Below are 25,038 nucleotides of genomic sequence, written 5' to 3' on the forward strand. Positions count from 1 at the left end.
GTAACTTAAATAACTATTAATAAATATAATAATAAGAAAGCCATATGGCTCTAAGTCTCAAAGCAATTTGTATGGAGTTACTGAATCAAAATTGTTAGTTACTGAAGCACCTTTTTCAACTTTTTTAGGTAACTTTTCATCATATTCAGTAACTCCCATTTGGTAGTATTTCCCTGTTTCGTCATTCAATCTGATACCCATGACAAATGTTTTATTAGCCGTTCCGCGTTCTTTTTTGAATCCTCGCGTCTCCAACAGACGATAAAATGTTCTGTTTTTTAATGCGAATTCACCATTTTCCACACACCATTTTTCATACACAGAAAAGAGTGTTTTCGCTTCCACTTTTGCTAGTGGATTGACTAGACAGGTATCAAAAATGAACGGTTCGATAATGTCCATTTCACCTCGATATCCATCAGTTGCTGCTAAAATTGTGGAAGGATTATTCAACCCCAACTTCTGCCACTTCAAGCACCCCTCAATCATCCAGTTAAGGATTCCTGCGGCTTCAAACGTTAGTTTTTCTGGTAATTTCTTATCAATTTCATGTTTTGGTATAGTCACACTGAACGGAATCAGCTTAATACGTCTCCAAATACCTTCATCAATACCTTTTATGATTGGTTTGTGGTTGGTTGTAAAGAACACTTTAAACTCTGGTGTGAACTCGAAAAACTCTTGTCTTAGGAATCGTGCAGATATGCGTTCTCCACCTGTTATTTGTTTTACTAGGGATTCACTCAATTGTTGCCCTTCTTCACTCTCAATGGCACTCACAAATCGTGAACCTACTAATCTAGCAATGTCATTGTTAATTCCACCATCATTGTTCTTCTTAATGAACGTTTCACTGTTAGTTTGACGGCCATAGTCACCTAGTAGTTTTTGAATAGTATTTATGAATGTAGACTTACCATTTCTACCACTACCAAACAGGAAGAACATTAACTGTTCGGATATATCACCTGTCATGGAATGTCCAATTACTCGTTGCATAAAATCAATTACTTCATGATCTGTTTCACCAGAAGGTGTTTTGAATATACTTTCAAGGAATTTCTCCCACTCTGGACATTTTGCATTCTTGTCATACTCGACATTTGATATTTTGGTAATCATGTAGTTGCGGTCGTGCTGCAATAAATCCCCACTCTTCAAATCAATAACTCCATTCGACACATTGAACAGGAATGGATGATTATCAAACTCTTCACGTTCAGCTGGAACAAGTGGAATCATATCTTTAATGCTATTCATACGGATCGCCCTCTTTTCGCATTGTTTCGCCCATTTTTGTTCATGTTCATTTTCACTTTTGAATAGTTTGCGTAGTACTTTGGCTGTAATCTTTTCAATCTCACGTTTGCGATCTTCTTTCCATCGCTTGCCATCCCACACATACCATCCTGCATCTCCCACATGTCGAATAACATTACCGTAATCGTTGGCGATACGTTCAGCATTTCCTAATTCGGTACACATAAATGTTCGACGTTTATCCTGGAATACATCATCTGTGGAAGGTGATATGGAAATGGAATAACCATCATCGAATCCATCAAGAATTGTGGAAGATGTGCCGGCAATAGCCATGTTTATCGTGCGTTCTCCGTATGTTTCACCACTTGAATGATGAACCTTGTCCCATTTATCACGCATAAGACCTGTTTCGCGGAACATTGCATCCATTTGTGTGGAATTTTTAGCAGTCCAGAAAGCGAGATGATTGCATAATGCTATATCTGTGGACGAATGGTCGTTATCAATTAAATTGCCATCATGCATTGATTTGATTTGGTCGCCACTAACACTTCTGAACATTTTCTCCCACAGTTCATCGTTAGAGAAATGTTGACTTTTAATGTCCTCTACATCATCTGTGGACGGTAATGACGGTTCGTCTGGGAAGTATTTCTCAAACAGTTCTGCAAGTTCGTCTGTTCGTTCAAATACATCATTGCTATTTTCACGATTACCAGTAAAGGTAAAGTATCTTCCATATGAATAAACTTCCAATCCATATTTAGTAGATTTCTTACCTGTCCCTAGTATATTCTGTGGAAGATTACCCTTCACGATGATGTGAACACCTTTACCAGATGGTGAAAATTCGGTGTAACTATCCATTAAATCAATAACTTCACTCGCAAATTGATTTGGCATATCGTCCACAACACACTTATCAATATCAATGCCGATATACGTATCTTGACGACTAAACATGAAGCCAATTCCGTCATATCCTTTGTCCCAATATGCTTTTACTGCCGTCTGGAAGGTTGACCATGTACGCCTGTTGTTGGATTGTGCGTTTTCTCCGTTAATTTGGTAAGGTACTTTTGTTGATTTACCGCTTCGAGTCTCCATCTTCCACACAATCCATTGAGAGAGATTTTTTAGTTCTGCTGGTATATCGTTAAAGTTGTAATTTTTCTGCATGTCTGCCCTCCTTGTCTTGCTATGTTCGGACTTCCGTAACCCTCGCATATTCACTTTCCAATTCCTCATCATCCATGTGGAAGAAATATGATTCTGTTTTATTCGTGAACATGACTAGTAAATTTATGAGATATTCACGTTCTTCTCTACTCATTTACAGCCGCTCGCTTCAACTTCTCCTGTTCAATCAACCACAGAAGGTCATAGCCAATTGAATCCATTACTGTATCTTCTTTCGATTCACTCACAACCTGTGCTTCTTGTTTACATAATTGTTCAAAACGTCTGGACTTATCATCTTTACGGATCATGTATGATAAATCGCCATACTTTCCATATTGTTCAGCAAAACTGTTACCGTAATCAGCATTTTTACGCTTGTACATATCGAAAACATTGTCTAGGATTTGTTTTGCTATTTGATGGTCTGGGTTTGTCATAATGTCCTCCTAAATCTGCTTAAATTCATCCGCATACAGTATTGTTAGCTCTTTTGGATGATTGGCAAGTAACTTTTCTTTGCGTTTCCTAGCCCCTTCTTCAGTACGATATAGACGGTCGTCTTGCCAGTACATGATGCCGTCTTTTATTACTGCTACGAAGTAGATGATTGGTATCATTGGTTGTCCTCCAAAGCCGTTTGAATTACAAGGTACCTGATGAAAGGTTCTTCATTTTTCCATAACTTAATTTCTGGTTTCGTTATACCTATAAAAATATTAGGTTGTTTTATTTTCGCGATAATCTTAGCTGCAAGCGAAGTTGCTATCTTTTTGTGTTGACGTTTATTCACTTCTCCACCCACTTTCTAACAGGCTTTGTGATAGCTTCTTCTTTCGTAAAATTACCGCTATTATATCGAGCTCTAGCTTTTTCCAAAGTAATGCCATGTTTACGCATGATTTTTTGTTCCTCTACACTAAACAATGAACTTTCTCGGATTTTTCTCATTTTGCGTTCCTTTCTTATTTCGTTGTATGGTCGAACTGTTCTTTAAGCTACATTTATTTTTTCCATGCTTAGATGTTCAACTGTTGTATCCCACTCGTCATACTCGTAACTACACTTATACCAAACCTCAATCATATGTTCTTTGATGATCTTCTCTCTTAGAGATTCACTTCTAACTATTGGCTTTGAAAGATGTTCTCCGTCACCACGTTTAACTAATTCTTCTCTGCCACGGTATTGCATAAGTAACGTTGCATACTCGGCTCTAGCTTTATCTAAATCAGTAAAGAATACCTCGCTAATGCGAAAACCCATAATATCTGTTCTTTCTATTCGGTATAATTCCATTGTTTAACTCCTTTCGATATTGCACATTTTGTGTCAACTACACAGTTACTTCTCCAATCGTTTAACACGCTTCAATACTTTTATAAGCGCAATACTGTTAACAGAAACCGCAATTGCGATTACTAGAATGCTAAGGTTAGTGATCATTTGATTTCCTCCAATGCTTTTCTAGCGATTTCCCATCTATATTTTTGAATATCACTGTAATTTGTTTCGTCTGGTCGCCATGATATTTCGGCTGCATAAAAGTCTAACGCTTCACGTAGTTTTTTGTTTTCTTCTGCATAATTTAAAGCAGCTTGTTCAAAATTTCTGCCCGTGTCCTTAATTATTTCTATTTGCTCGGCTTGATTAAATAGGTATAAAAAGTCTTTTCGCATTACATCACAAGTAAAATAGTGCGGTGTTTCTCTTATAATTTTCAGACGTTCTTTATCAGTCATAACCGTTCCCCCTCCTGCAACATCCCAAATCGTTCACGAAACATCAGATTTTGTTGCATCAATCCCACATTCAATCCATCTACCATTAGTAAATCCTCTACTTGTTTGCGAAATCGTTTGTTGTTCTCGACTTCTGCCAAATAATCAGCGTATGCTTTTTCTTTTTCATCGCGTTCAGCAGCTAATGATTCCTCAAAGTGTTTTATTACTTTTTCATAAGATTGCTTTTGATCAATTAATTTCAGTTGCATATTCTTCTCGTTTTCTCTGAATCTATCAAGTTGTTTATTTAGGTCTAAAATTTGCGTTTTAAAGCCGTTATCTCCGGTTTGTGAAGTATTTACCATCTCTTCTTCCACAGGCTTTACAATCGCTTGTTTTGGCACTTTTTCAACTACTACAGGTTTAATATCAATATCTTTTTCTCGTAACGGTTTGATTGATTTAACTTTTGGTGTTTTTAAAGGCTTTTTAACTACTTTCTTCTTACTTTTCTGCACGATGTTATTCACGATGTGATAAGGAATGTTCAGCTTTTCGGCAATACTTTTTAATTTCATCCCTTCATTTCGATACGACACAATTAATTCATTGCGTTCCTCTTTCGATATATCCGCTTGAACTGGCATGGATAGTTCCCCTTTCATCCATTGTTTTTGCATATCAACCACAATGCCTACCGGTACACCTAATTTATCTGAAATGAATTCTACATTTTTACCTGCATTGAACATGTGGAGGATAGCTTCATCACGCTCTTCTATACTTATTTCATCATTAACTTTTGCCATAATTTCGCACTCCCTTTTTCGTAGGCTCCCACACTTCAATTACCTTCCAACCTTCACGTTTGAGTTGGTTGATTTCCTTCTTTTTGAAAGGCATTACTAACCAGACAGGTGTATGATCTTCCACACGATAGAGAGTGGCAAAATGTTTGTATGGGTTATATTCATTTCTGTGGAAGGTAATAGCGTTAAACCCCCTAGGCTTGCAATCAACAAGTATTCCATTCTTGGTAACGTTCATATGATATTCACCCCTAATATTTGTTTGTTATTCCTTAATACACCAGTCAAAGTTGGTAAAAAGAAAAGGGGAAATTAATCCCCTTGATGTTTTATTATTAGAAAGGAAGTTCTGATTCATTTACAATCACAGTTGTTGAAGGTGCTGATGTTGCAGTTTCTTTGTAAGCATCTACTTTTGGATATATTTTCCCATCAGCATTAGCTGGCTTATGACCAACCGTAATAATCAGGTTTTTGTTTAGCAACAAATCACCCCATTCTTTTTCTGAGACTTTCAATTTATTAGGAAATCCAAGTGCTTTGGAAATATTTTTGATTTTCCACATAGCATTTTCAGTTATCGTAAAGTTGTCATACTGCACTTTTATTCCTTGATGTGCTTGTTGGACATCTGAACGAATTTCATAATCTAATGTGACAACTGTATTTCCTGTATTCGCTTTTTTTATTTCGTAATTTACAATCGTCACTTCATAATCACCTTTAGAGATAGGTTCGAACCCTTTATTAGTGCTAGTTTCATCATAGTTAATTTCAATCATTGTCAATTCCTCCAATTAGTTGTATTACTCGTTGAACGAGCTTCATATCAAATTCTGCTAATTTCTTGCTAGACTTAAATTCACAATTTGTAATGACCGTCTGTACTTCTTCATCTGTGGCCGACTTTGCAAGAATCTTTGCAATCAATGTTTTACGTTCTAAATCTTCAGCTTCACGTGCAGCACGTTCCTCCGCCATTACGTCTTGTCCCAATTCCAACCATCTGAATAACTTACGACCAACGCTTTCATCCACAATGAATTGAGTACCTTCAAATAGGCGTGTGTTATCTTTAGTCGTTTCGACTATGTGGTCAATACCAACGTTGAAGTTAATCATAAATTCATATTCCATTTCATCTTTCTGCATGGGCTTGGTACCGATTTTTTTAGGTGATTGTTTGCCTTTATCGTTTAGTTCCAGTACATATTCCGTTTTTGTTCGTAACGTACATAAGATGTGGATGTTATTTCGTGTTAATGTTTTCACCAAATTGTTCGTTTCTCCGGCTAATTTACCCCAGTTTTGAAAACTGTTGCCTGTCATGTTGGCATGAGTGTCCACAATACCGCCTTCACCTTGCCAGTTATGAGAAAGTGAATCGATAACGACTACTTCCACACCTTCATTGACCATCATTTCAATTGCTTGTTGATAACGATCCGTTGAATATGGTGGAGCTAAATCTAAATGTAGGAACTCTCCTATTGTGGAAGACCCAAACGCTTCATTTACATATAGTTGAGAACGTGAGTGTTCTGTATCGATTACACCGACCTTTTCCCATCGTTCTGCATCTGATGCATCTGGAAACTTTTCTGCTACCATTCCATAGGCAGTTAATAAAGCACTTACTGTTTTCCCACTTCCACTCGGCCCGATGAATCCTATAATGGCTTTCTGTTTCTCACGTCTTGCTTTTTTGATTTGCAAGGTTATTCCCCCTTTATTATTTAATGCGTAATGATTCACCTTGTTTAAGTTGTACTCCCGGCACTTCATGACCTAACTTCAACTCTTCTTTAATTGCTGCTTTATCCAATACAGGTTGTGGAGTAACGTAGTAATCTTTAGGAATAGATTGTTCGTCCAATATCTCTAATGAGGAAGGATTTTTTGCAATCGAAAACTTGAATAATTGTCCATCCACTTTTCGCTTACCTGTATCTTGCATGTGGTTGAAAATCGTTTCTTTCATTCGATTTACACCATTTTGTTGTGTAGTTTGTAATGCTTGTAGTCGTTTTGTTTCCAACTGGATCACTGCTATATTTCCTTCTAGCGTTTTAATAACTTTTGCATAACCCTCTAGCTTGTCCGTAGACAACTCTTGAACGGCTTCGAGCGTATCGCTTGTATCTTGACCTTCTTCTAACATTTGAAGGAGTTGGAGCTCTTGGTCAGTTAAATTGAACAAATTCATGTATATTTTCACTCCTAATCGTGTATAATGGTGTTAACGATTGTTTTAAATCCGCCCATTTTACTCACTGCAATGAGTAGGTGGGTTATTTTTGTAGCCATTTTAAAGCCAATTCAAATGTTTCAAATGCTTGTACAGTTTCGATGAAAGGTTTATCATCATTTTTATTTAATGCAACCCAGCTCAATCCATCTTTTGCTAGATACTTTCCATTCGGTCCAATTTCTACTGCAAGTTCATCTAAATCAGCCTTTTCGACTAATAGCGGAAACATCATTTTGTATCACCCCTTCCTAAGCAACTCCCAATTATTCTTAAACCTCGCATACTTCACATCGTCCACACGAATATTGAGTGCTGACATATCATCCGGCAGTATATTAGAAGGAAGTACATAGAACACGTCTTCACCATTACCGATACAAACAAATATGATGAAATCGCACGTTTTAGAAAATAGCTTTTTCGTTCTGCCATTACGCAATGTAATTCGTTCATTACTTTCCACACAATTACGTTTTGCCTGTTCGGATAAAGCGAAGCAATAACGTTTTAATTTCGTTGAAAACTTAGCTGATTTAATTTCAACCCTCACCTTGCCATTCACCAGTAAATCAAATGGACTTAGCTTGTTTTTCAAGTTCATATCCTTCACTCGAAAACCTTTTGCACGTAACTTTCTAATTGCCTTTTGTTCACCTATATCCCCTGTGGAAATTCGAGTATTAACTCCAAATTCGCTTCTTGCTTTGACAATGTACGTTCGGTCAATGTTGAAGAACTCGGCAATCTCTCTATCTGTCTTGTTAGATTGTGTATAAAGATAACTTAGTAGTTTTTCGGACATTAACGAACTGGCAGTTATATTTGCTTGTCCCATTTTTATCCCTCCTGTTCAGTTGGTTGAAATAAATGCGGTACAATATACGGTTCTTTGTCATCGCCACTATCTTGCACCAACATAAACATTTTTTTAATTCGATGATGTTTTGGTATCTCTTTGAACAATGCTTCGTAACCATTTAATTCCTCAGAAATCTCAATCGTTTCTTTTGTGTACCATTTACCGCTTGGTTTGAAGTAATTTACATTTACTGTTTTCATTCCAATTCCCCCCTCAATACCTCATACTTAGATCCGTTACAATCCCTTCACTTTCCAAATGTTCACCGATGCAATGATGACTGCAATATAGGAAACCTTCATGTTCCTTGCCTAAATTCCGATATACTTCTTCATTGCATTTGGTGTTCGTGCAATCACAGATGTACGAAGGTTCTATTAGTTCTTCCTGTGGATGATAATGACTACTAACGATTGGATTTTCGATATCAGGCATCTTGTTCACCTAATTTCATTACACGATTCATGGTAACGATCTCTTGCGAATACCCTTGAATCCTTCTGAAGTTAGCTAGTCCTTCTTCAAGGCTCCAACCTTCTGCGGTGATACGGTATTGTTTGCCGTTTTCCGTTGTGATTTCCCACATATAACCCGTTAGTTCTTGCATGTGGAAACCTCGTATTGTGCGTTTGTGTCGTCTATAACTTTCACTTGTTTCTCACCTACCCACTGGTTTTGTACGAAACCTTTAGCAAAGAAGGCTCTACCATATTCACCGTTTAACTTAGGCTCATTATAAAATCGTTCTACCTCGTAACTAGTCGTTCTATAAATACCTTCAACAATCATCCCCTCCACAACCTCACTCGGTTGAACAGCTTCCAAAAACTCTACTGGAATATCTTTCTTCAATGCTTTAAATAGAGAAATGACTTCGCCAATGCTTTCGTTATAAACATCACCCTTCACACAATTTGCTCGTCCTACTGCAAATACTGTATTTGTATGTTGTCCCTTCAATAAGCAAGTGGTTCTGTTCCCTTTTTTTATGAATTCTGCATTGCATATTTTCACTTCATTATTCGGCATCGTTACTAAAATACCGCCCCAGATTTTATCCTTTGCATCTTTCACAAACTTCTTAGCCATCTCAATCAATTCCGCACGTTGTTGATTAGCTGATTTTACTTTTCTTTCTGCTAACCACTTGTCGTTAATTTCTTCCGCACTATCAATAGCTCCAACTAACTTCCCTGCTTCATACCCTTCGTTATAAGCAACGTGATGTATTTCCTGTATTAATTGATCTAAATGGAATTTTGCTTTTTCATTTAAATTTCTAAATTTATTCTTCATGTGATTCTCCCCATTCCGTTTAAAGTGATTTCCAAATCGGTCTAACGACGAATAAATAAAGAGTAATACTGCAAACTACAACAAATGTGGTTAATGCGCTTGCTGTCATCTTCCATCCTCCTTATTGGTTCATTTAACCAATTCTAGTCCAAAAAAATATCCTTAATCGGTACTCCTAGATTTTTAGCTATTTTTTCTAGCATTCCAACACTTGGTTTACGTTTACCACTTTCAATGTGATGCAACCAGTTTGCAGTTATACCAACCATCTTAGCTAAGTTATCTTTTGAAATCCCTTTCTCCTTTCGAATATTAGCAATATTGTTTCGCATATTAATCTCACCCCTGTCATACACTGAATTGGTTGTATTAACCAATGTATTAACCTTAGTATAATTGGTTAATCTAACCATGTCAACAACAAAATTGGTCAATTTAACAAATTAGCTATGAAATTGATGTATTTACATTTGGTTTGTCTGACCAATTCGGTATAATGTGATGGGGGAGTTGGTGCACTTGAAGGAACATATTGGAATAAAAATTAAAAAAATAAGAATGGAAAACAAAGATACCCTAAAAGATTTAGCGGAAAAGGTTAATTATGATTATAGTAATTTATCAAAAGTCGAGCGTGGAAAATACGGAGCATCTGTAGAATTAATAAAAAGTATTTCGGAAGTATATCAAGTAAACCCTAATTATTTCTTTGGTGACGGTTTCACAGATGCAGAAGGGAATATTCTTGTTGAAGAAGATTTATCCCCTTCTACTCTGGCGCAAAAATACGATATCACTGTGGACGGTTTAGAAGCTACAGAAGATGAAATTAAGGAAGCGGTTCGACTGATCCGCATGCTAAAAAACAAATCACTTTGAATTGGCAAGCAACTTTTTTAATTCTTCTATCAAGTGTTTTAAATCGATGGTTTCCTTCTTTTTCATAACGAAACATCTCCCAGTTAGGTGGTAGGCTAGTAATTGCATGATGTCGGCAAATGTCTCTTATCCGACAAGCTTAAACAAGCTAACATGACTCAACAAGAATTAGCGTATAAGCTGAACGTTACCAAGCAACAAGTCAATCATTATGTATTTGGTCGTCGTATTATGTCATTACCGATTGCCAAAAATGTTGCAACCATTTTAGGTTGCGATATAGATGACTTGTACGAATGGATTTACGTAGATGAGCGGAAAAAGAGACAATAATGAGTAGATTTAGGTCTACTCATCGCCAAGAGTCTGTCATTTGACTTACATTCTAATTATCACAATTATTCAGTCTACTGTCCATTTGTTTATCATATTTTTATTTTATGGGTCTAGTATAACATGAAATTTACAATAAATGCGAACGACTGTTCTGTTTTAGGAAAATTATTTTTGTTTTCGAATAAAACCTTTAAAGGAGTGGGTTACACATAATAAGTTTTGCGCAACAAAAAAGCGACCACAATAATAAATATAGGTCGCTTAATATTATTATTTTATAAAATCTTTGTTGCTATGTTTTCTTAAAATTTATCGGAATGATGGCGAAAATTCATTGCAGTATCATCCACAGAAATGATGGACAAACCCTTGACACCACTACCTTAACTAGCCATATTCTCCATACGAATTTTATCTGCGATCATTGCTATAAACTCTGAATTAGTAGGTTTTGATTTTAAATGATGGACAGTGTAGCCGAACAATTTAGAAATAGTTTCATAGTTTCCACGGTTCCACGCTACCTCTATAGCATGTCTAATTGCTCGTTCTACACGAGATGGTGTCGTTTGAAATTTTTTAGCTATTTCTGGATATAAAACCTTTGTAATGGAGCCTAGCAATTCAATATCACTATAAACCATTTGGATAGCCTCTCGTAGGTAGGAGTATCCTTTAATATGTGCAGGAACACCAATCTCTTTAATAACATTCGTTATTGTATTGTCAATCATACGCTTATTTTGTAATGCTTCTTTCTCGGGACTAGTTTTTACAGGCGCTTCTTGAACAAAACCTTTTTTGGCTGCTACTTGTTTAATTTGAGTTACTAAGCGTTCGAATTCAAAAGGCTTCAGCATAAAATAGGATGCTCCCAAATCTACAGCTTGTTTCATGACATCCTCTTGTCCAAACGCGGTGAGCATGATTACTTGGATATCTTTAAGTTTATTGTCTTTTTGTAGATTATCTAAAACAGCAATTCCATCTAAATGTGGCATTATAATGTCGAGTAGTAATACATCCGGCTGAATATTCTCTAAAAGTTCTAAACAAAGTTTCCCATTTGCTGCAGTCCCTATTATCTCGATTTCAGGATGCTGATCAAAGTAGGATTCCATCGTACGAATTAAGTCTTTATTGTCATCTACAATTGCAATTTTTACCTTTTCCATTTTCTCATCCACCTTTTGTAATTTTTCACTCAGATACTATTCTCTTTAATTTCCTAATATCCTTTATTCTTATTAAAAATAAGGCTTTTATAATACATTTTCGTTATATTGCGACAAATTTTTGAATATTACAACAACAATGTCGAATTATCTTTATTTCATCTTATATCTAAAACAATAAAAAGGATAGACCCAAAAAAAACGGAGTCTATCCTTTTTATTTTATCATGGATTCTTTTTCATCATTTCTGTTATTGCTAATGCTGCACCATTTTCTGGTTTATCTACATACATGTGAGTTACGACTCCGACTAGTTTATCTTTTTGCATGATTGGACTTCCACTCATACCTTGTAGAATACCGCCCGTCTTTTGAAGCAACTTCTTATCGGTTACTGTAAATTGAAAAATATGGCCTTCTACTGAAGAAATTTCTATTGCAAAATCTTGTACTTTTTCACCATCGATTGAGGTCCTCATAACTGCTTTACCTGTGTTTATTTCTTCTTGATCTACAATTTCTACTTGTTGCATGGATATATTTTCTAATGCACTATTGTCCAATTTTCCAAAAACACCGTATACATTATTTTCATTTACTCCACCGATTGGTAAAGTATTTGAGTTATGGGAGGTTATTTTATAGCCAGGTTTTCCAGGCGTACTTTTCTTTATCTGTTCGATCGAAGATAAATATATGGATCCCTCCGAAAAATTCGGAGTTATTCCGGATTGTTGGTCCACTATTTGGTGACCTAACGCACCAAATTCTTTCGTAATGGGGTCAAAATAGGTTAAAGTACCAATACCTTCTGTAGCATCTTTCAAAAAAGGAAGCAATTTCACCATTTGAACTGAACTTATACTTTTCGTATACTTTTCTTTTTTATGCTCATACTGGATAATAATTTGTGTACTATCTTTTATATTACTTTTTACGTCCATCAGATTTGTCACTGGCTTATCATTGATCAGATGAATCAAATCACCAGTTCGCAACCATTCATCATCTGAAAGTAAAACATCACTGCTTACAAAAACAGAACCATATTGTAAATCAATTTGAATGGACTGTCCTAGTGGTACTACTGAAGTTTCCTCTGCAAAAGCTGAATTGTTCGCGAAGAATAAAGTAAAGAAGAGTAGTGGAATTAGCGACCATTTACGATAGTTTTTCTTCATATTTCACCTCCCTATATTGATACTATGTCCTACAAAATGTCGGCTATGAAAGGTAAATAATTGATAAAATAAAACTGAAATCAATGGTTTTTTTACCCTAAAGATTTTGTTTTGGCTCAAACATTGAAGTGGGAATGTTGGGATCTTTTAAAACATGGTAAAAAAAAGACCTTGATCACAAGGTCTTTAAAGATTTCTTATAATTTTTTTTCTATTTTTCGCTAATTTTAAAAGCTCTTTCGAATGCTGTAAAGTGGTGCTTGTAATTTCCGCACCAGACATCATCCGACTAAGCTCTTCTGCTCGTTTTTCATTTTGGACTTCTTCTAATACAGTAAATGTCCGATTACCACTGACTTCTTTTTTAATCATTAAATGCTGATCTGCCATTGCAGCAACTTGTGGTAAATGAGAAATACAAAGTACTTGTGAATTCGAAGCAATTCCTGAAATTTTCTCTGCTATTGATTGCGCAACACGTCCACTTACTCCTGTATCAACCTCATCGAAAATAATAGATGTAATGCCTTGATGCTCGGAGAAAATACTTTTAAGAGCAAGCATCATACGTGATAGTTCCCCACCGGAAGCAATTTTAGTTAATGACTTCAGAGGTTCTCCTACATTCGTTGAAATATAAAACGATAAATCGTCTAACCCATTTTCATTGTAAACTGGTTTAACTGATTCATGAAACATAACCGAGAAAGTTGCCTTTTCCATGTATAGTTCCTGTAATTGCTCCATGATGGCAACGCTTAAATGTTTAGCAGCATTTTTACGTTTATCCGTTAAGTCATTTGCCTCTAGTTCTAAATCAATTTCAATTTGACGTATTTTTTCAGTCATTTTTTGAATTTGCTCATCACGATTCACTAACTGATCTAAACTGTGTTGAATTTGGTCTTTGTATTGTAAAATTTCTTCAATAGTTGAACCATATTTTCTTTTCAAGGTTTGGATAGCAGCTAAACGTTCTTCTACGATTTGTAACTGATTGTTATCAAATTCCATTTCATCTAATTCATTTTTTAGTTGATAGGCTGCATCTTGCAATATGTAAAAAGCTGATGATACGTTTTCGCTTAGCTCCATCATATTTTTATCGACATCTGCTATATCCTGAAGATCAGCCATTGCCGTTCCTATATAATCTAAACCTTTGGATTCCGCCAAAATAGCATCATACGCAGTACTCATTTTGTCGAAAACCTTATGGAAATTTTGTAATTTCTTTTTCTGTTCCTGTAGTTGCTCCTCTTCTCCAATGACTAAATTTGAATCGACTATTTCTTCTACCTGAAACGTGTATAAATCAATTTTATGAGCAATCTGTTGTTCGTTCTCCGATAATTTATCTAGTTCTTTTTTCCACTTTTTGTATTGCTTATAAAGTTCTTGATAAGATTCTTTCACTTCTTTTAGATTTTCTCCAGCAAATTGATCCAATAAATGAATATGTGCTTTATCATCCATTAATTCCTGACTCTCATGCTGCCCATGAATATCTATTAATGAAGCACCAATTTCTCTTAAAATACCAATTGTTACAAGTTTCCCATTGACTCTGCAGACACTTTTGCCTGACTGGTTGATATCTCTTCTTAAAATGATAGATTCATCTTCAATATCAATACCAACGTCTGCCAGTTTTCTCACAACACCATGATGGGGATTGGAAATAATAAACAAGCCTTCTAACTCAGCTTTTTTAGCTTCATGTCTAATGAATTCATGTGAGCCTCTACCACCACATAACAAATGCACAGCATCAATTATAATAGACTTTCCTGCTCCAGTTTCCCCGGTAAGCACAGTAAGTCCTTCTTCAAAACTGACGGTCAATTCATCAATAATCGCAAAGTTTTTTATCGTTAGTTCCTTCAGCAATTGTTTTCACCTCATTTTAGAGCATTTCGAGTAAGCGATCTTTAATAGTTTGACTATCTTGTTCCTGCCTACATAGGATCAAACAAGTATCGTCACCGCAAATAGTTCCTAAAATTTCTGGCCAATCTAAGTAATCTATCAAGGACCCTATTGCATGTGCATTACCAGGTAATGTTTTCATTACTAAGAAATGGCTAGCTCCATCAATACTAACGAACGCATCAGATAATGCTCTTCGTAGTTTTTGTATAGGATTAAAGCGTTGGTCTGCAGGTAAACTATATTTATAATTACCATTTGGCAATGGCACTTTAACTAAATGAAGTTCTTTAATATCTCTCGATACTGTTGCCTGAGTGACATTATATCCCGCATTTTTTAGAAAATCGACTAAATCATCCTGTGTTTCAATTTCGTGCTTTCCAATAATATCTCTTATGCGAATATGTCGTTGTCCCTTATTCATATTGGGTTCACCTCATTGTATATTTATACTGTTTACTTTATACAATAGCATTGGATTGGAAAAGTAACAAGAAAAAAGCGACTCTTTCACAAGAGCCGCAAGTTATTTAAGTAGTTGATGTGCTTCGTCTACTAGTTTTGCAAAATCTATCTGATGCGGTGGAAATTCTTCACCTAGAATATTCGTGAGATGAAATAGAAATTCTATGTTTCCCTCTCCGCCAGTTATAGGTGAGAAAGAAGCGTTTTTTAATCGAAAACGCTGACTTTCCGCAAAATTAGCTATGTCATTCAAAACATCAACATGGACTGCCTTATCTCTTATTACTCCTTTTTTCCCTACGCGATCCTTGCCTGCCTCGAATTGAGGCTTTACAAGAGCAATTACATCTCCATTAGGTACTAAAATTGTTTTTAATGTCGGAAAGATAAGTTTTAAGGAAATAAATGATACGTCAATTGATGCAAATGATGGTAAACCCTCTAAAAAGTCTGCAGGAGTTGAGTATCTAAAATTCGTTTTTTCCATTACAGTTACACGAGCATCTTGCCTTATTTTCCATGCTAATTGGTTGCTTCCCACATCTAACGCATAGGCATGCTTAACACCATTTTGCAAACCACAATCTGTAAAGCCACCAGTAGAAGAACCGATATCAAGCATAATTCTGTCTTTTATACTTAAGTTAAATTGATCCAATGCTTTTTCTAGCTTTAATCCACCACGGCTTACATACTTTAATACCTGACCTTTTACAGTTAAAACAGAGGTATTTTCCACCTTTTCTCCAGGTTTATCAATTCGCTCTTCGTTTTTATAAATAAGTCCTGCCATTATCGCACGTTTAGCCTTTTCTCTTGTTTCGAATAATCCTTGTTCGACTAATAATACGTCTACTCTTTCTTTCGGTATTTTAGTCATGATGAGATATACCTTGAAGATTCACTTACTTTGCTGGTCACTACCTTTACAATCTCATCTGAAGTAATATGAATTTCTTCCAGCAATTGATTTACCTCACCATGTTCGATAAAGATGTCTGGAATACCCATTCGGTGAACATTTGCATGTATGTTATGTTCATTATAAAACTCTATTACTGCACTACCGAAACCACCTTGAAGAACACTCTCTTCCAATGTAACGATAGGAATATTACGAGCCTGTAGGTCTCGAAGCATTTCTCCATCTAATGGTTTTATAAAACGCGCATTAATAACTTCTACTGAAACATTATTTTTTGAAAGAATTTCCGCAGCCTTCATAGCCATTGGTATAGTTGTTCCAAATGTAAGAATAGCTGCCTGTGTACCTTCTTTTAGTACTTCCCAAGAACCAATTGGAATAGTTTTCAATTCTTCATCCATAGGAACGCCAAGACCATTTCCTCTTGGATAACGAAGTGCTATTGGTCCATCCGAATAATCGAAGGCAGTCTTAACCATATGCTGTCCTTCATTTTCATCCTTGGGCATCATAATGACCATATTCGGCATATGACGTAAGAAGGAAATATCAAATACCCCTTGATGCGTTTCTCCGTCTGCTCCGACTAAGCCAGAACGGTCAATACCAATGACAACATTTAGGTTTTGTCGACAGATATCATGAAGAATTTGATCGTAAGCACGTTGAAGAAACGTCGAGTAAATGACAAGCATCGGTTTCATACCATCTGCAGCCATACCTGCAGCCATTGTAGTAGCATGCTGTTCTGCAATACCTACATCGAACATGCGATTTGGAAACTCAGAAGCAAACCCTTCTAACTTGGAACCTACTGGCATTGCAGGAGTAATTGCTACAATACGTTTGTCTGTTCGCGCAAGCTTCCTCGCAGTTTCGGCAACTAATGCACTCCATGAAGGTCCTTTTGAAGTTGATTTGACAAAATCACCAGTTTCCATTTTATATGGACCTGTTCCATGCCATGTACCTATTTTATCAAGCTCCGCAGGTTTATAACCTTTTCCTTTTTTCGTTATAACATGTAGAATTACTGGACCTTTCATTTTCTTTGCATATTGTAAGTTTTCTTCTAATGCTACAAAGTCGTGACCATCGATTGGACCGAGATAGGTAAATCCTAGTTCTTCAAAAAATGCTCCTGAAACTAGTAAATACTTTAGACTATCTTTCACCCGCTCTGCTGTAACTGCAAGTTTTCCACCAACTGCTGGGATTTTTTTCAACAATGATTCTAACTCATCTTTTGCCTTGTTATAAGTTCCATGAGTACGTAATCTACCTAACACATTATGGAGAGCCCCTACATTAGGTGCGATAGACATTTCGTTGTCATTTAAAATAACTGTCATATCGGTTTTTTCATGTCCAATATGATTTAAAGCCTCTAATGCCATACCTCCAGTAAGAGCACCATCTCCAATTATTGGTACAACATAATTTTTCTTGTTTTGAATATCCCTAGCCTTTGCCATCCCCATTGCTGCAGAAAGTGAAGTTGAGCTATGCCCTGCTTCCCATACATCATGTTCACTTTCAATACGCTTTGGAAACCCACATAATCCCTTAAATTGACGCAGTGTATCAAATTGACTCGCTCGCCCTGTTAAAATCTTATGGACATATGCTTGATGTCCAACATCCCACAGAAATTTGTCTTCTGGGCTATTGAATGATTTATGCAAAGCAATTGTTAGTTCTACTACTCCTAAGTTCGGCCCAATATGCCCACCTGTTACGGCTAAATTTTCTATTAAAAACGATCGAATATCTTCACTAAGTTCCTTTAATTGTTCATTATCTAAACTTTTTAAAAAGGATGGGCTAGAAATTGAAGTTAAATCCATTGCCATCACACACCTTCTATTAGATTTCCTTCTTTACAACTAGTTAATATCATAGCAATAATTGTATAAAAAACAAATTATTCGCTACTATTTTGATCTTTTCGTAATGTAATTGGCAAACTCTACTAGTAAACCATTGTGCATTTGAACATTCTCTAAGGCATGGAAAGCTTGGTTATACTGATTTTGAAGTTCTCTTTTTGCACCTTCAATAGTCAAAATTGAAGGGTATGTATTTTTTTCGCTTTTTAAGTCTTTACCAGCAGTTTTACCCAACTGTTCCGATGTACCTTCTACATCTAGAATGTCATCTTGAATCTGGAAAGCAAGACCAATATGAAATGCATATTTTTTTAATGCACTCATTACTTCTCCTGGAACATTTGCAATGATAGCTCCTGCTAAAATACTGTAGGATAATAGGGCCCCTGTTTTATTTACATGAATCTCTTCCAATTGCTCTAATGTTAAATTTTGACCTTCACCTAGCATATCTAATACTTGACCGCCAACCATTCCTTCTGCACCCGCAGAACAGCTTAACTTTTCGATTAAATCTACTTTTAGCTGAGGGGAAATATTTTGAAGTCTAGCAATAATACCAAAAGCAATCGTTACAAGTGCATCTCCTGCTAATATAGCAAGTGCTTCGCCAAATACAATATGATTGGTTGGTTTTCCACGTCGTAAATCATCATTATCCATCGCAGGTAAATCATCATGAATGAGTGAATACGTGTGAATCATTTCAATCGTACTTGCAACAATAAGTGCGTCCTCATTCTGAATATCTAGCTCTTTTAAAACTGCAAGTGTATATAATGGTCTAATTCTTTTCCCACCTGCTTGAAGTGAATACAGCATAGCATCTTTTAGAGGCTGTGGCGCCTTTATATCTTTTATAAGATCATGTAATGTTTCTTCAATAAGCGGCTGATTGGTTTGTATAAATGAAGTTAATAGATTACTCATTGTCCGCACCAACGTCTTCTTTGTTTTCATCTATAAATGTTACTAGTTGTTTTTCCGCTTTTTGCAACTTGTCACTACATACTTTGGAAAGCTCCATACCTTTTTGGTATAGTTCTATAGCACTTTCTAAAGGTACATCACCTTGTTCTAGCTGGCGAACTATATTTTCTAATTGCAGCATTGCTTCGTCGAATAGAATTTCCTTCTTAGTCATTAGTATTAGTCCCCACTTTCTTTCACTTCAACTTGCCTAACGATAGCTTCTAATTGACCATCTTGTAATGTAATAAATATTGAATCATCTTTCTTTACATTTTCCACGGATTTAACTAGTTTACCCTCTTTAAATATAATACTGTATCCACGGTCCATAATCTTCAACGGATTTAACGCTTCTAAAGTACGTATAGAGCCAACAAATTGCTGACGATATTTTTCAAACGTGGATAGTGATGCTTGGTTCAATTGGTTAGTTATTGACTGGACAGATTTATGATGTTGATCGATTAATTTTTGTGGAGATAATTGAGAAAATCTATTTTGAACCTGCAAGAAATCTCGATGCTTACTGTTATAAAGAAGGTTTGTTTCTCTTTGTAACTGTTGCTCTGTACGAATAAACCTTTCAATAAAAGGACGATATAATTTCTCGGGAGTTGCCATTATCGGTGATTCCATTGCTCGTTTATATCTGTTTTTTTCATCTGTTATCCGCTTAGTGATAAAATGTAAGCTTGCCGATTCAAATGATAAAATATTTTGCATAAGGTTTTCTTTGCTTGGCACTGCCATTTCAGCAGCTGCTGTTGGGGTCGGGGCTCTTAAATCTGAAACAAAATCAGCGATAGTTGTATCTGTTTCATGACCAATAGCACTTATGATTGGAACTCTACTATTTGCAATTGCTCTTGCTACTACTTCCTCGTTGAAAGCCCATAGATCCTCAATGGAACCGCCACCTCGTCCAACGATTAAAACGTCCATATCATTGTTTTGGTTTGCTCTTTCAATAGACTTAACAATGGAAGGCGCAGCTTGAGGTCCTTGAACAATACTAGGAAATACAATCACTTCGGAAATAGGGTACCGACGTTCTAATGTTGTTAAGATATCCCGTATAGCTGCTCCAGTTTTAGAGGTGACTACACCAATTTTTTTAGGGAATGTTGGAATTGGTTTTTTACGACTCGGATGAAAAAGCCCTTCTTGCTGCAATTTCTTTTTTAATTGTTCAAATGCTAAAAAAAGCTCCCCTATACCGTCTGGCTGTATAGTAGCAGCGTATAATTGATATTGACCAGCTACTTCGAATACATTTATATCTCCTCGAACGAGTACATTCATGCCACTTTCAGGTACAAATTTTAATGATTTGGCATTCATCGCGAACATGACAGAAGTAAGTCGAGCAGCATCGTCTTTAAGCGTAAAATAGATATGTCCGCTAGAATGAACTTTCACATTGGAAAGTTCTCCTTTTACGTACACATCTCGTAGATGCGTATCAGCATCAAATTTTCGCTTTATGTATTTAGTTAGGGCTTTTACAGTTAAGTACTTACTCGGTTCTGTAGTCACAAAAATACAACTCCATTAGTATAATTAGAAAAGCGTCAGGCGCCCCATTCCTTTAAAGAAAAGTAACTATAGAGACACCGTTGATTTTCGCTTCAGGCGGACGCTTTCCGTTGGCACGGCTTCAATCTCCTCGTCACTTCGTTCCTGCGGGGCTTTTAGCTCGCGCTGTTCCCACTGGAGTCCCTCTTTGCGCTTCAATCAACGAAATCCACTTTGAAAGGATAATTAAATAAAATATCAGATAAAATTAGTAGCATCTCTAATTTCAACAGCTTTTAGAAGTCCAATTTATCTATGCTAAATCTTAATCTATTTCTACCTAGCGATAGGCTTTACAAAATCTAATTGCAGTTAAACTCAATTTATTGATTGGAGTGAAATGTGGCGACTCCAGCGGGATAAGCGAGAAAGTCGAGACCCCGCAGGGAGCGTAGCTACCGAGGAGGCTCGGCCTCGCCCATGGAAAGCGTCCACATGTAACGGAAATCAGTAGCGTTAACGGATTACATAAAAAAGTAGGTTTATCCTTCATGGTAAAAGCTGTCTTTCATAGAAAAACAGCTCACCAATTATTTATTAGTTAATGTATTTTCAGCTGCTAAACAAGTATTTTCCATAAGCATCGCGATTGTCATTGGACCTACTCCACCAGGTACTGGGGTAATCAGCGAAGCTACCTCCTGTGCGGAATCAAAATCTACATCTCCGCAAAGCTTATTGTTCTCGTCACGGTTGATGCCTACATCAATAACAACTGCACCTTCTTTAATATAACTAGCATCAATCATTTTAGTTCGACCAGTTGCTACAACTAAAATATCAGCTTGCTTAGTAAATGAATGTAAATCTTTTGTTCTAGAATGACAGTAGGTAACTGTCGCATCTTTTTGTAATAATAATTGCCCCATCGGTTTACCAACAATATTGCTTCGACCAATAATAACAGCATGTTTTCCTGCAATTCCTACATCACTATATTCAAGTAATTTCATCACGCCAAAAGGTGTACAAGGAAGGAAAGATTGTTGGCCAATCATCATTTTCCCAACATTTTCTGGGTGGAAACCATCCACGTCTTTTAATGGAGAAATAGCTGCTATTACTCGGTCTTCATCAATTTGTGAAGGCAATGGTAATTGAACTAAAATACCATGAATTTTATCATCTTGGTTAAGTGCCTCTACATTTTTAAGAAGCTCCGATTCAGAAATATTTTCGTCTAGCTCAATTAATACGGAATACATGCCTAAACGTTCACATGTCTTTGCTTTATTGTTTACATAAGTTTGTGATGCTGGATTGCTCCCTACTAAAACAACCGCTAGTCCTGGAACGATATCTTTAGATTTTAGGTTTTCAACACGTTCTTTCACTTTTTCTGTAACTAATCCTGCAATTTGTTTTCCATCAATTTTATTAGTAGACACTTCAAACGCTCCTTAAGTCAATGTAGATTATTACTCTGCGTATTTAGATAAAACACCATTTACGAAACGACTTGATTTCTCGTCTCCAAATACTTTACAAATTTCTAGTGCTTCATTAATTACAACTTTTGCTGGTGTTTCTTCAGTGTATAGTAACTCAAATACTGCTATTCTTAGCACTGTACGTTCAATTTTCGGAAGTCTGGAAAGCGACCAGTTTTCTAGTTTATCTGTTAAAGAAGCATCTATTTCCTCTTTGTGATTCACGACTCCAGACACTACTTGAGTTAGGAAGGAATCTTTTTCTTCCGTAACATGTCCAATAGCTTCTTCTATGGAAATTTCATGATTGTCTAATTGAAATAATGCTTGTAATGCTAATTCTCTCGCTTGTCTTCGTTTCATTATTTAGTTCTCCTTTAAATGTAACTATCTAGACAATCATAGCATATTTTTTTGTAGTATGTGTATTAGAAAGGCAAAAAAAAGAAAGAGCCATCTAACGGATAGCTCTTTCTCTTTTATTCTACTGTATCGAATTGAACACCTGTTATATGTACATTCACTTCTTTAGGTGTCAAACTCGTCATATTCTCGATTGATTGGCGAATTTGGGATTGGACTTCTCTTGCAACGATAGGAACAGATGAGCCATATTTCACAAGGCAATATACGTCGATAAATAATCCTTCATTGTTTATCTCCGTTTTAATCCCCTTGCCATGTACTTTTTTCCCTAAGCGTTCTACTACTCCTGCTGCAAAGTTTCCTCGTGTACCAGCTATACCTTCTACTTCATTTGTAGCAATTCCAGCAATTACTGTAATTACTTCGGGAGCAATTTCTATTGTCCCTAAATACTCTTTTCCTTCAGGAGTCATTTGAACATATTTTTGTTCAGTAGTTTCTGTCATATCCTTCACTCCTTATTATGAATTCATTACATCATATTTTTCTAAGAATTTCGTGTCAAAATCCCCTGACACAAATACTTCATGATTCATGAGCTTCGAATGAAATCCAATCGTAGTTTCGACCCCTTCAACAGCAAATTCGCTTAGTGCACGTTTCATTTTAGCGATTGCTTCTTCTCGAGTTGCAGCATGTACTATAAGCTTAGCAACCATCGAATCATAGAATGGTGGTATCGTATAACCTGGGTATACAGCTGAATCTACTCGAACTCCTAACCCACCTGGAGGTAAATAAAACTCAACTAGTCCTGGAGAAGGCATAAAGTTTTTCGCAGGGTTCTCTGCATTAATACGACATTCAATTGACCATCCATTAAGTTTAATATCTTTTTGTTCGAAAGGCAATTTTTCACCAGCTGCAACTAAAAGCATTTGTTTGATCAAATCTACACCTGTAATCATTTCTGTGACAGGATGCTCCACTTGAATACGTGTGTTCATTTCCATAAAGTAGAATTTTTGTTCAATATGATCAAAGATAAATTCTACTGTACCTGCACTTTCATAACCAACAGCAAGCGCTGCCTTCACAGCAGCTTCTCCCATTTCAGCGCGAAGCTCTTCGGACAATGCTGGTGATGGTGCTTCTTCCACTAGTTTTTGCATGCGACGCTGAACAGTACAATCGCGCTCTCCTAAGTGGACCGCGTTTCCGTGGCCATCAGCTAACACTTGAATTTCTACGTGACGGAATACTTCAATATATTTCTCTAAGTAAACGCCAGGGTTGCCAAATGCTGCTGCCGCTTCTTTTTGAGTTATTTTAATTCCTTTTAGGAGATCTTCTTCATCTTTAGCTACACGGATTCCTTTACCACCGCCACCAGCAGTAGCTTTAATAATTACTGGAAAACCAATTTCATTCGCAACCTTCAAAGCATCCTCATCGGTTTCTACAATGCCTTTAGATCCTGGCACTGTTGGAACTCCTGCTTTTTGCATTGTTTCTTTAGCAACATCTTTAATCCCCATACTTTTAATAGCAGAAGAAGTTGGTCCGATAAATTTAATATCACACTCTTCACATAGCTCAGCAAACTCGGCATTCTCTGCTAGGAATCCATAACCAGGATGAATTCCCTCACAGCCAGTTAGTTTTGCTACAGTTATAATATTCGAGAAGTTTAAATAGGAATCCTTTGAAAGTCTCGGACCAATACAGTAAGCTTCATCAGCAATTTGAACATGAAGTGCTTCACGATCTGCTTCTGAATACACAGCAACAGTTTCAATATCTAATTCTTTACATGCACGTATTATACGGACAGCTATTTCTCCGCGATTCGCAATTAGTACTTTTTTCATCATCCTTGCTCCTTTCTTAGTTTCCTTTAACGAGGAACAGAGGTTGACCATATTCAACTAGTTGTCCGTCTTTCACAAGAATCTCTACTACTTCTCCATCAATTTCCGCTTCAATTTCATTGAACAGCTTCATTGCTTCTACGATGCAGACAATAGAATCAGACGATACTTTCGTACCAACTTCAACGTATGCGGCTGCATCTGGAGAAGAGGATTGATAAAACGTACCAACCATTGGTGAAATAATGGTATGTAATGAGCTATCCGCTACATCTTCGGCAGTTTCTACTACAACAGGTTCTTTTGGTATTTCTTGAACGATAGGGGCTTTTACCTCTACTTGTTTTGGTTGTTCTACAATTGATGAACTATCAAATGTTTCACTATTAGAATTTACAGTACCTTTTGCATTTTTTTTCAGTTTAATTTTTGTACCTTCTGATTCGTATAAAAATTCATCTAATGACGACTGATCGACTAGTTTAATAATTTCTCTTATTTCTTGAATCTTCATTTAGCTATTCCCCTTTAATCTACATTATTAATTGCTCCATTTTCTATTTTAGACGTTTTCCTGCAAATTTGAAATAGATAGGGTTAATTATTCTGAAATAATAAATAAAACCGGACAAAAAGAAGCTTCGTCTTTATAGTTCAAAA

General features: G+C 36.3%; 36 protein-coding genes. 2 read left to right on the forward strand and 34 right to left on the reverse strand.

What is annotated here, in order from left to right:
• Positions 1-57 precede the first annotated feature (57 nt).
• The 20 genes from MKY29_RS12100 to MKY29_RS12195 form a co-directional block, all read right to left on the reverse strand.
• A complete protein-coding gene (locus tag MKY29_RS12100; RefSeq protein ID WP_340879927.1) occupies positions 58-2,442 on the reverse strand; it encodes a phage/plasmid primase, P4 family in 2,385 nt (794 codons plus the stop codon).
• Between the two features lie 19 nt (positions 2,443-2,461).
• On the reverse strand, positions 2,462-2,596 hold the full coding sequence (locus tag MKY29_RS12105) for a hypothetical protein (RefSeq protein ID WP_340879928.1): 135 nt from the start codon (positions 2,594-2,596) through the stop codon (positions 2,462-2,464).
• Positions 2,589-2,882: a nucleotide modification associated domain-containing protein gene (locus tag MKY29_RS12110; protein ID WP_340879929.1), complete on the reverse strand. Its 294-nt coding sequence runs from the start codon at positions 2,880-2,882 to the stop codon at positions 2,589-2,591. The genes MKY29_RS12105 and MKY29_RS12110 overlap by 8 nt, the downstream gene beginning before the upstream one ends.
• A 9-nt stretch (positions 2,883-2,891) precedes the next feature.
• Positions 2,892-3,062, reverse strand: a complete 171-nt coding sequence (locus MKY29_RS12115; RefSeq protein ID WP_340879930.1) for a hypothetical protein — start codon at positions 3,060-3,062, stop codon at positions 2,892-2,894.
• Positions 3,059-3,235 carry a hypothetical protein gene (locus MKY29_RS12120; RefSeq protein ID WP_340879931.1) on the reverse strand — a complete coding sequence of 59 codons (177 nt, stop codon included), beginning with the start codon at positions 3,233-3,235 and terminating at the stop codon, positions 3,059-3,061. Before MKY29_RS12120 ends, MKY29_RS12115 begins: the two co-directional genes overlap by 4 nt.
• Complete coding sequence (locus MKY29_RS12125) at positions 3,232-3,393, reverse strand: hypothetical protein (protein ID WP_340879932.1); 162 nt, start codon at positions 3,391-3,393, stop codon at positions 3,232-3,234. The genes MKY29_RS12120 and MKY29_RS12125 overlap by 4 nt, the downstream gene beginning before the upstream one ends.
• 42 nt (positions 3,394-3,435) lie before the next feature.
• Positions 3,436-3,741: a hypothetical protein gene (locus tag MKY29_RS12130; RefSeq protein WP_340879933.1), complete on the reverse strand. Its 306-nt coding sequence runs from the start codon at positions 3,739-3,741 to the stop codon at positions 3,436-3,438.
• A 143-nt stretch (positions 3,742-3,884) separates the two neighbouring features.
• Positions 3,885-4,184: a hypothetical protein gene (locus tag MKY29_RS12135; RefSeq protein WP_340879934.1), complete on the reverse strand. Its 300-nt coding sequence runs from the start codon at positions 4,182-4,184 to the stop codon at positions 3,885-3,887.
• Positions 4,181-4,975, reverse strand: a complete 795-nt coding sequence (locus MKY29_RS12140; protein ID WP_340879935.1) for a hypothetical protein — start codon at positions 4,973-4,975, stop codon at positions 4,181-4,183. The genes MKY29_RS12135 and MKY29_RS12140 overlap by 4 nt, the downstream gene beginning before the upstream one ends.
• Positions 4,962-5,213 carry a hypothetical protein gene (locus MKY29_RS12145; protein ID WP_340879936.1) on the reverse strand — a complete coding sequence of 84 codons (252 nt, stop codon included), beginning with the start codon at positions 5,211-5,213 and terminating at the stop codon, positions 4,962-4,964. The genes MKY29_RS12140 and MKY29_RS12145 overlap by 14 nt, the downstream gene beginning before the upstream one ends.
• A gap of 97 nt (positions 5,214-5,310) precedes the next feature.
• A complete protein-coding gene (locus MKY29_RS12150; RefSeq protein ID WP_340879937.1) occupies positions 5,311-5,757 on the reverse strand; it encodes a DUF669 domain-containing protein in 447 nt (148 codons plus the stop codon).
• Positions 5,750-6,691: an AAA family ATPase gene (locus MKY29_RS12155; RefSeq protein ID WP_340879938.1), complete on the reverse strand. Its 942-nt coding sequence runs from the start codon at positions 6,689-6,691 to the stop codon at positions 5,750-5,752. Before MKY29_RS12155 ends, MKY29_RS12150 begins: the two co-directional genes overlap by 8 nt.
• 16 nt (positions 6,692-6,707) lie before the next feature.
• Positions 6,708-7,181, reverse strand: coding sequence for a siphovirus Gp157 family protein (locus MKY29_RS12160; protein WP_340879939.1), 474 nt, complete (start codon positions 7,179-7,181; stop codon positions 6,708-6,710).
• Between the two features lie 85 nt (positions 7,182-7,266).
• The gene (locus MKY29_RS12165; protein ID WP_340879940.1) at positions 7,267-7,458 is read right to left on the reverse strand and encodes a hypothetical protein; all 192 of its coding nucleotides are present in this window, start codon (positions 7,456-7,458) and stop codon (positions 7,267-7,269) included.
• A gap of 6 nt (positions 7,459-7,464) precedes the next feature.
• Positions 7,465-8,061 (reverse strand): hypothetical protein, encoded by a 597-nt coding sequence (locus tag MKY29_RS12170; protein WP_340879941.1) that lies wholly within the window; start codon positions 8,059-8,061, stop codon positions 7,465-7,467.
• A 2-nt stretch (positions 8,062-8,063) separates the two neighbouring features.
• A complete protein-coding gene (locus tag MKY29_RS12175) occupies positions 8,064-8,285 on the reverse strand; it encodes a hypothetical protein (RefSeq protein WP_340879942.1) in 222 nt (73 codons plus the stop codon).
• A 13-nt stretch (positions 8,286-8,298) separates the two neighbouring features.
• Positions 8,299-8,520, reverse strand: coding sequence for a hypothetical protein (locus tag MKY29_RS12180; RefSeq protein ID WP_340879943.1), 222 nt, complete (start codon positions 8,518-8,520; stop codon positions 8,299-8,301).
• On the reverse strand, positions 8,513-8,692 hold the full coding sequence (locus MKY29_RS12185) for a hypothetical protein (protein WP_340879944.1): 180 nt from the start codon (positions 8,690-8,692) through the stop codon (positions 8,513-8,515). Before MKY29_RS12185 ends, MKY29_RS12180 begins: the two co-directional genes overlap by 8 nt.
• Complete coding sequence (locus tag MKY29_RS12190; protein WP_340879945.1) at positions 8,680-9,381, reverse strand: hypothetical protein; 702 nt, start codon at positions 9,379-9,381, stop codon at positions 8,680-8,682. The genes MKY29_RS12185 and MKY29_RS12190 overlap by 13 nt, the downstream gene beginning before the upstream one ends.
• A gap of 143 nt (positions 9,382-9,524) precedes the next feature.
• Positions 9,525-9,713 (reverse strand): helix-turn-helix transcriptional regulator, encoded by a 189-nt coding sequence (locus tag MKY29_RS12195; protein ID WP_340879946.1) that lies wholly within the window; start codon positions 9,711-9,713, stop codon positions 9,525-9,527.
• Positions 9,714-9,900: 187 nt separating this feature from the next.
• Here MKY29_RS12195 and MKY29_RS12200 point away from each other — a divergent pair, with 187 nt between their 5' ends.
• Entirely contained in the window at positions 9,901-10,260 is a 360-nt protein-coding gene (locus MKY29_RS12200; RefSeq protein WP_340879947.1) for a helix-turn-helix domain-containing protein, read from the forward strand.
• 102 nt (positions 10,261-10,362) lie between these two features.
• Positions 10,363-10,593 (forward strand): helix-turn-helix transcriptional regulator, encoded by a 231-nt coding sequence (locus MKY29_RS12205; protein ID WP_340879948.1) that lies wholly within the window; start codon positions 10,363-10,365, stop codon positions 10,591-10,593.
• A gap of 386 nt (positions 10,594-10,979) precedes the next feature.
• Here the strand turns inward: MKY29_RS12205 and spo0A are convergent, their stop codons facing one another.
• The 14 genes from spo0A to accB form a co-directional block, all read right to left on the reverse strand.
• Positions 10,980-11,771: a sporulation transcription factor Spo0A gene (gene spo0A, locus MKY29_RS12210; RefSeq protein WP_093496806.1), complete on the reverse strand. Its 792-nt coding sequence runs from the start codon at positions 11,769-11,771 to the stop codon at positions 10,980-10,982.
• 225 nt (positions 11,772-11,996) lie between these two features.
• The gene (locus MKY29_RS12215; protein ID WP_093496656.1) at positions 11,997-12,953 is read right to left on the reverse strand and encodes a SpoIVB peptidase S55 domain-containing protein; all 957 of its coding nucleotides are present in this window, start codon (positions 12,951-12,953) and stop codon (positions 11,997-11,999) included.
• Positions 12,954-13,139: 186 nt separating this feature from the next.
• Positions 13,140-14,843 carry a DNA repair protein RecN gene (gene recN / locus MKY29_RS12220; RefSeq protein ID WP_340879949.1) on the reverse strand — a complete coding sequence of 568 codons (1,704 nt, stop codon included), beginning with the start codon at positions 14,841-14,843 and terminating at the stop codon, positions 13,140-13,142.
• A 16-nt stretch (positions 14,844-14,859) separates the two neighbouring features.
• Complete coding sequence (gene ahrC, locus MKY29_RS12225) at positions 14,860-15,309, reverse strand: transcriptional regulator AhrC/ArgR (RefSeq protein ID WP_093496654.1); 450 nt, start codon at positions 15,307-15,309, stop codon at positions 14,860-14,862.
• 102 nt (positions 15,310-15,411) lie between these two features.
• A complete protein-coding gene (locus MKY29_RS12230; RefSeq protein ID WP_340879951.1) occupies positions 15,412-16,230 on the reverse strand; it encodes a TlyA family RNA methyltransferase in 819 nt (272 codons plus the stop codon).
• Positions 16,227-18,122, reverse strand: a complete 1,896-nt coding sequence (gene dxs, locus MKY29_RS12235; RefSeq protein ID WP_241600745.1) for a 1-deoxy-D-xylulose-5-phosphate synthase — start codon at positions 18,120-18,122, stop codon at positions 16,227-16,229. The genes MKY29_RS12230 and dxs overlap by 4 nt, the downstream gene beginning before the upstream one ends.
• A gap of 87 nt (positions 18,123-18,209) precedes the next feature.
• Entirely contained in the window at positions 18,210-19,094 is an 885-nt protein-coding gene (locus MKY29_RS12240; protein ID WP_340879952.1) for a polyprenyl synthetase family protein, read from the reverse strand.
• Complete coding sequence (gene xseB, locus MKY29_RS12245; protein WP_241600742.1) at positions 19,087-19,308, reverse strand: exodeoxyribonuclease VII small subunit; 222 nt, start codon at positions 19,306-19,308, stop codon at positions 19,087-19,089. The genes MKY29_RS12240 and xseB overlap by 8 nt, the downstream gene beginning before the upstream one ends.
• Positions 19,309-19,313: 5 nt before the next feature.
• Positions 19,314-20,672: an exodeoxyribonuclease VII large subunit gene (xseA, locus tag MKY29_RS12250; RefSeq protein WP_241600743.1), complete on the reverse strand. Its 1,359-nt coding sequence runs from the start codon at positions 20,670-20,672 to the stop codon at positions 19,314-19,316.
• Between the two features lie 569 nt (positions 20,673-21,241).
• Positions 21,242-22,099, reverse strand: coding sequence for a bifunctional methylenetetrahydrofolate dehydrogenase/methenyltetrahydrofolate cyclohydrolase FolD (gene folD / locus MKY29_RS12255; protein WP_241600744.1), 858 nt, complete (start codon positions 22,097-22,099; stop codon positions 21,242-21,244).
• A gap of 30 nt (positions 22,100-22,129) precedes the next feature.
• On the reverse strand, positions 22,130-22,504 hold the full coding sequence (gene nusB, locus MKY29_RS12260) for a transcription antitermination factor NusB (RefSeq protein WP_090563681.1): 375 nt from the start codon (positions 22,502-22,504) through the stop codon (positions 22,130-22,132).
• A 116-nt stretch (positions 22,505-22,620) separates the two neighbouring features.
• Complete coding sequence (locus tag MKY29_RS12265) at positions 22,621-23,013, reverse strand: Asp23/Gls24 family envelope stress response protein (RefSeq protein WP_093496648.1); 393 nt, start codon at positions 23,011-23,013, stop codon at positions 22,621-22,623.
• Between the two features lie 15 nt (positions 23,014-23,028).
• A complete protein-coding gene (accC, locus tag MKY29_RS12270) occupies positions 23,029-24,381 on the reverse strand; it encodes an acetyl-CoA carboxylase biotin carboxylase subunit (protein ID WP_093496647.1) in 1,353 nt (450 codons plus the stop codon).
• A 13-nt stretch (positions 24,382-24,394) separates the two neighbouring features.
• The gene (gene accB, locus MKY29_RS12275) at positions 24,395-24,892 is read right to left on the reverse strand and encodes an acetyl-CoA carboxylase biotin carboxyl carrier protein (RefSeq protein WP_241600039.1); all 498 of its coding nucleotides are present in this window, start codon (positions 24,890-24,892) and stop codon (positions 24,395-24,397) included.
• Positions 24,893-25,038: the final 146 nt, after the last annotated feature.

It is taken from the genome of Psychrobacillus sp. FSL K6-2365 (assembly GCF_038003165.1).
GTDB classification, from domain to species: Bacteria; Bacillota; Bacilli; order Bacillales_A; family Planococcaceae; genus Psychrobacillus; species Psychrobacillus psychrodurans.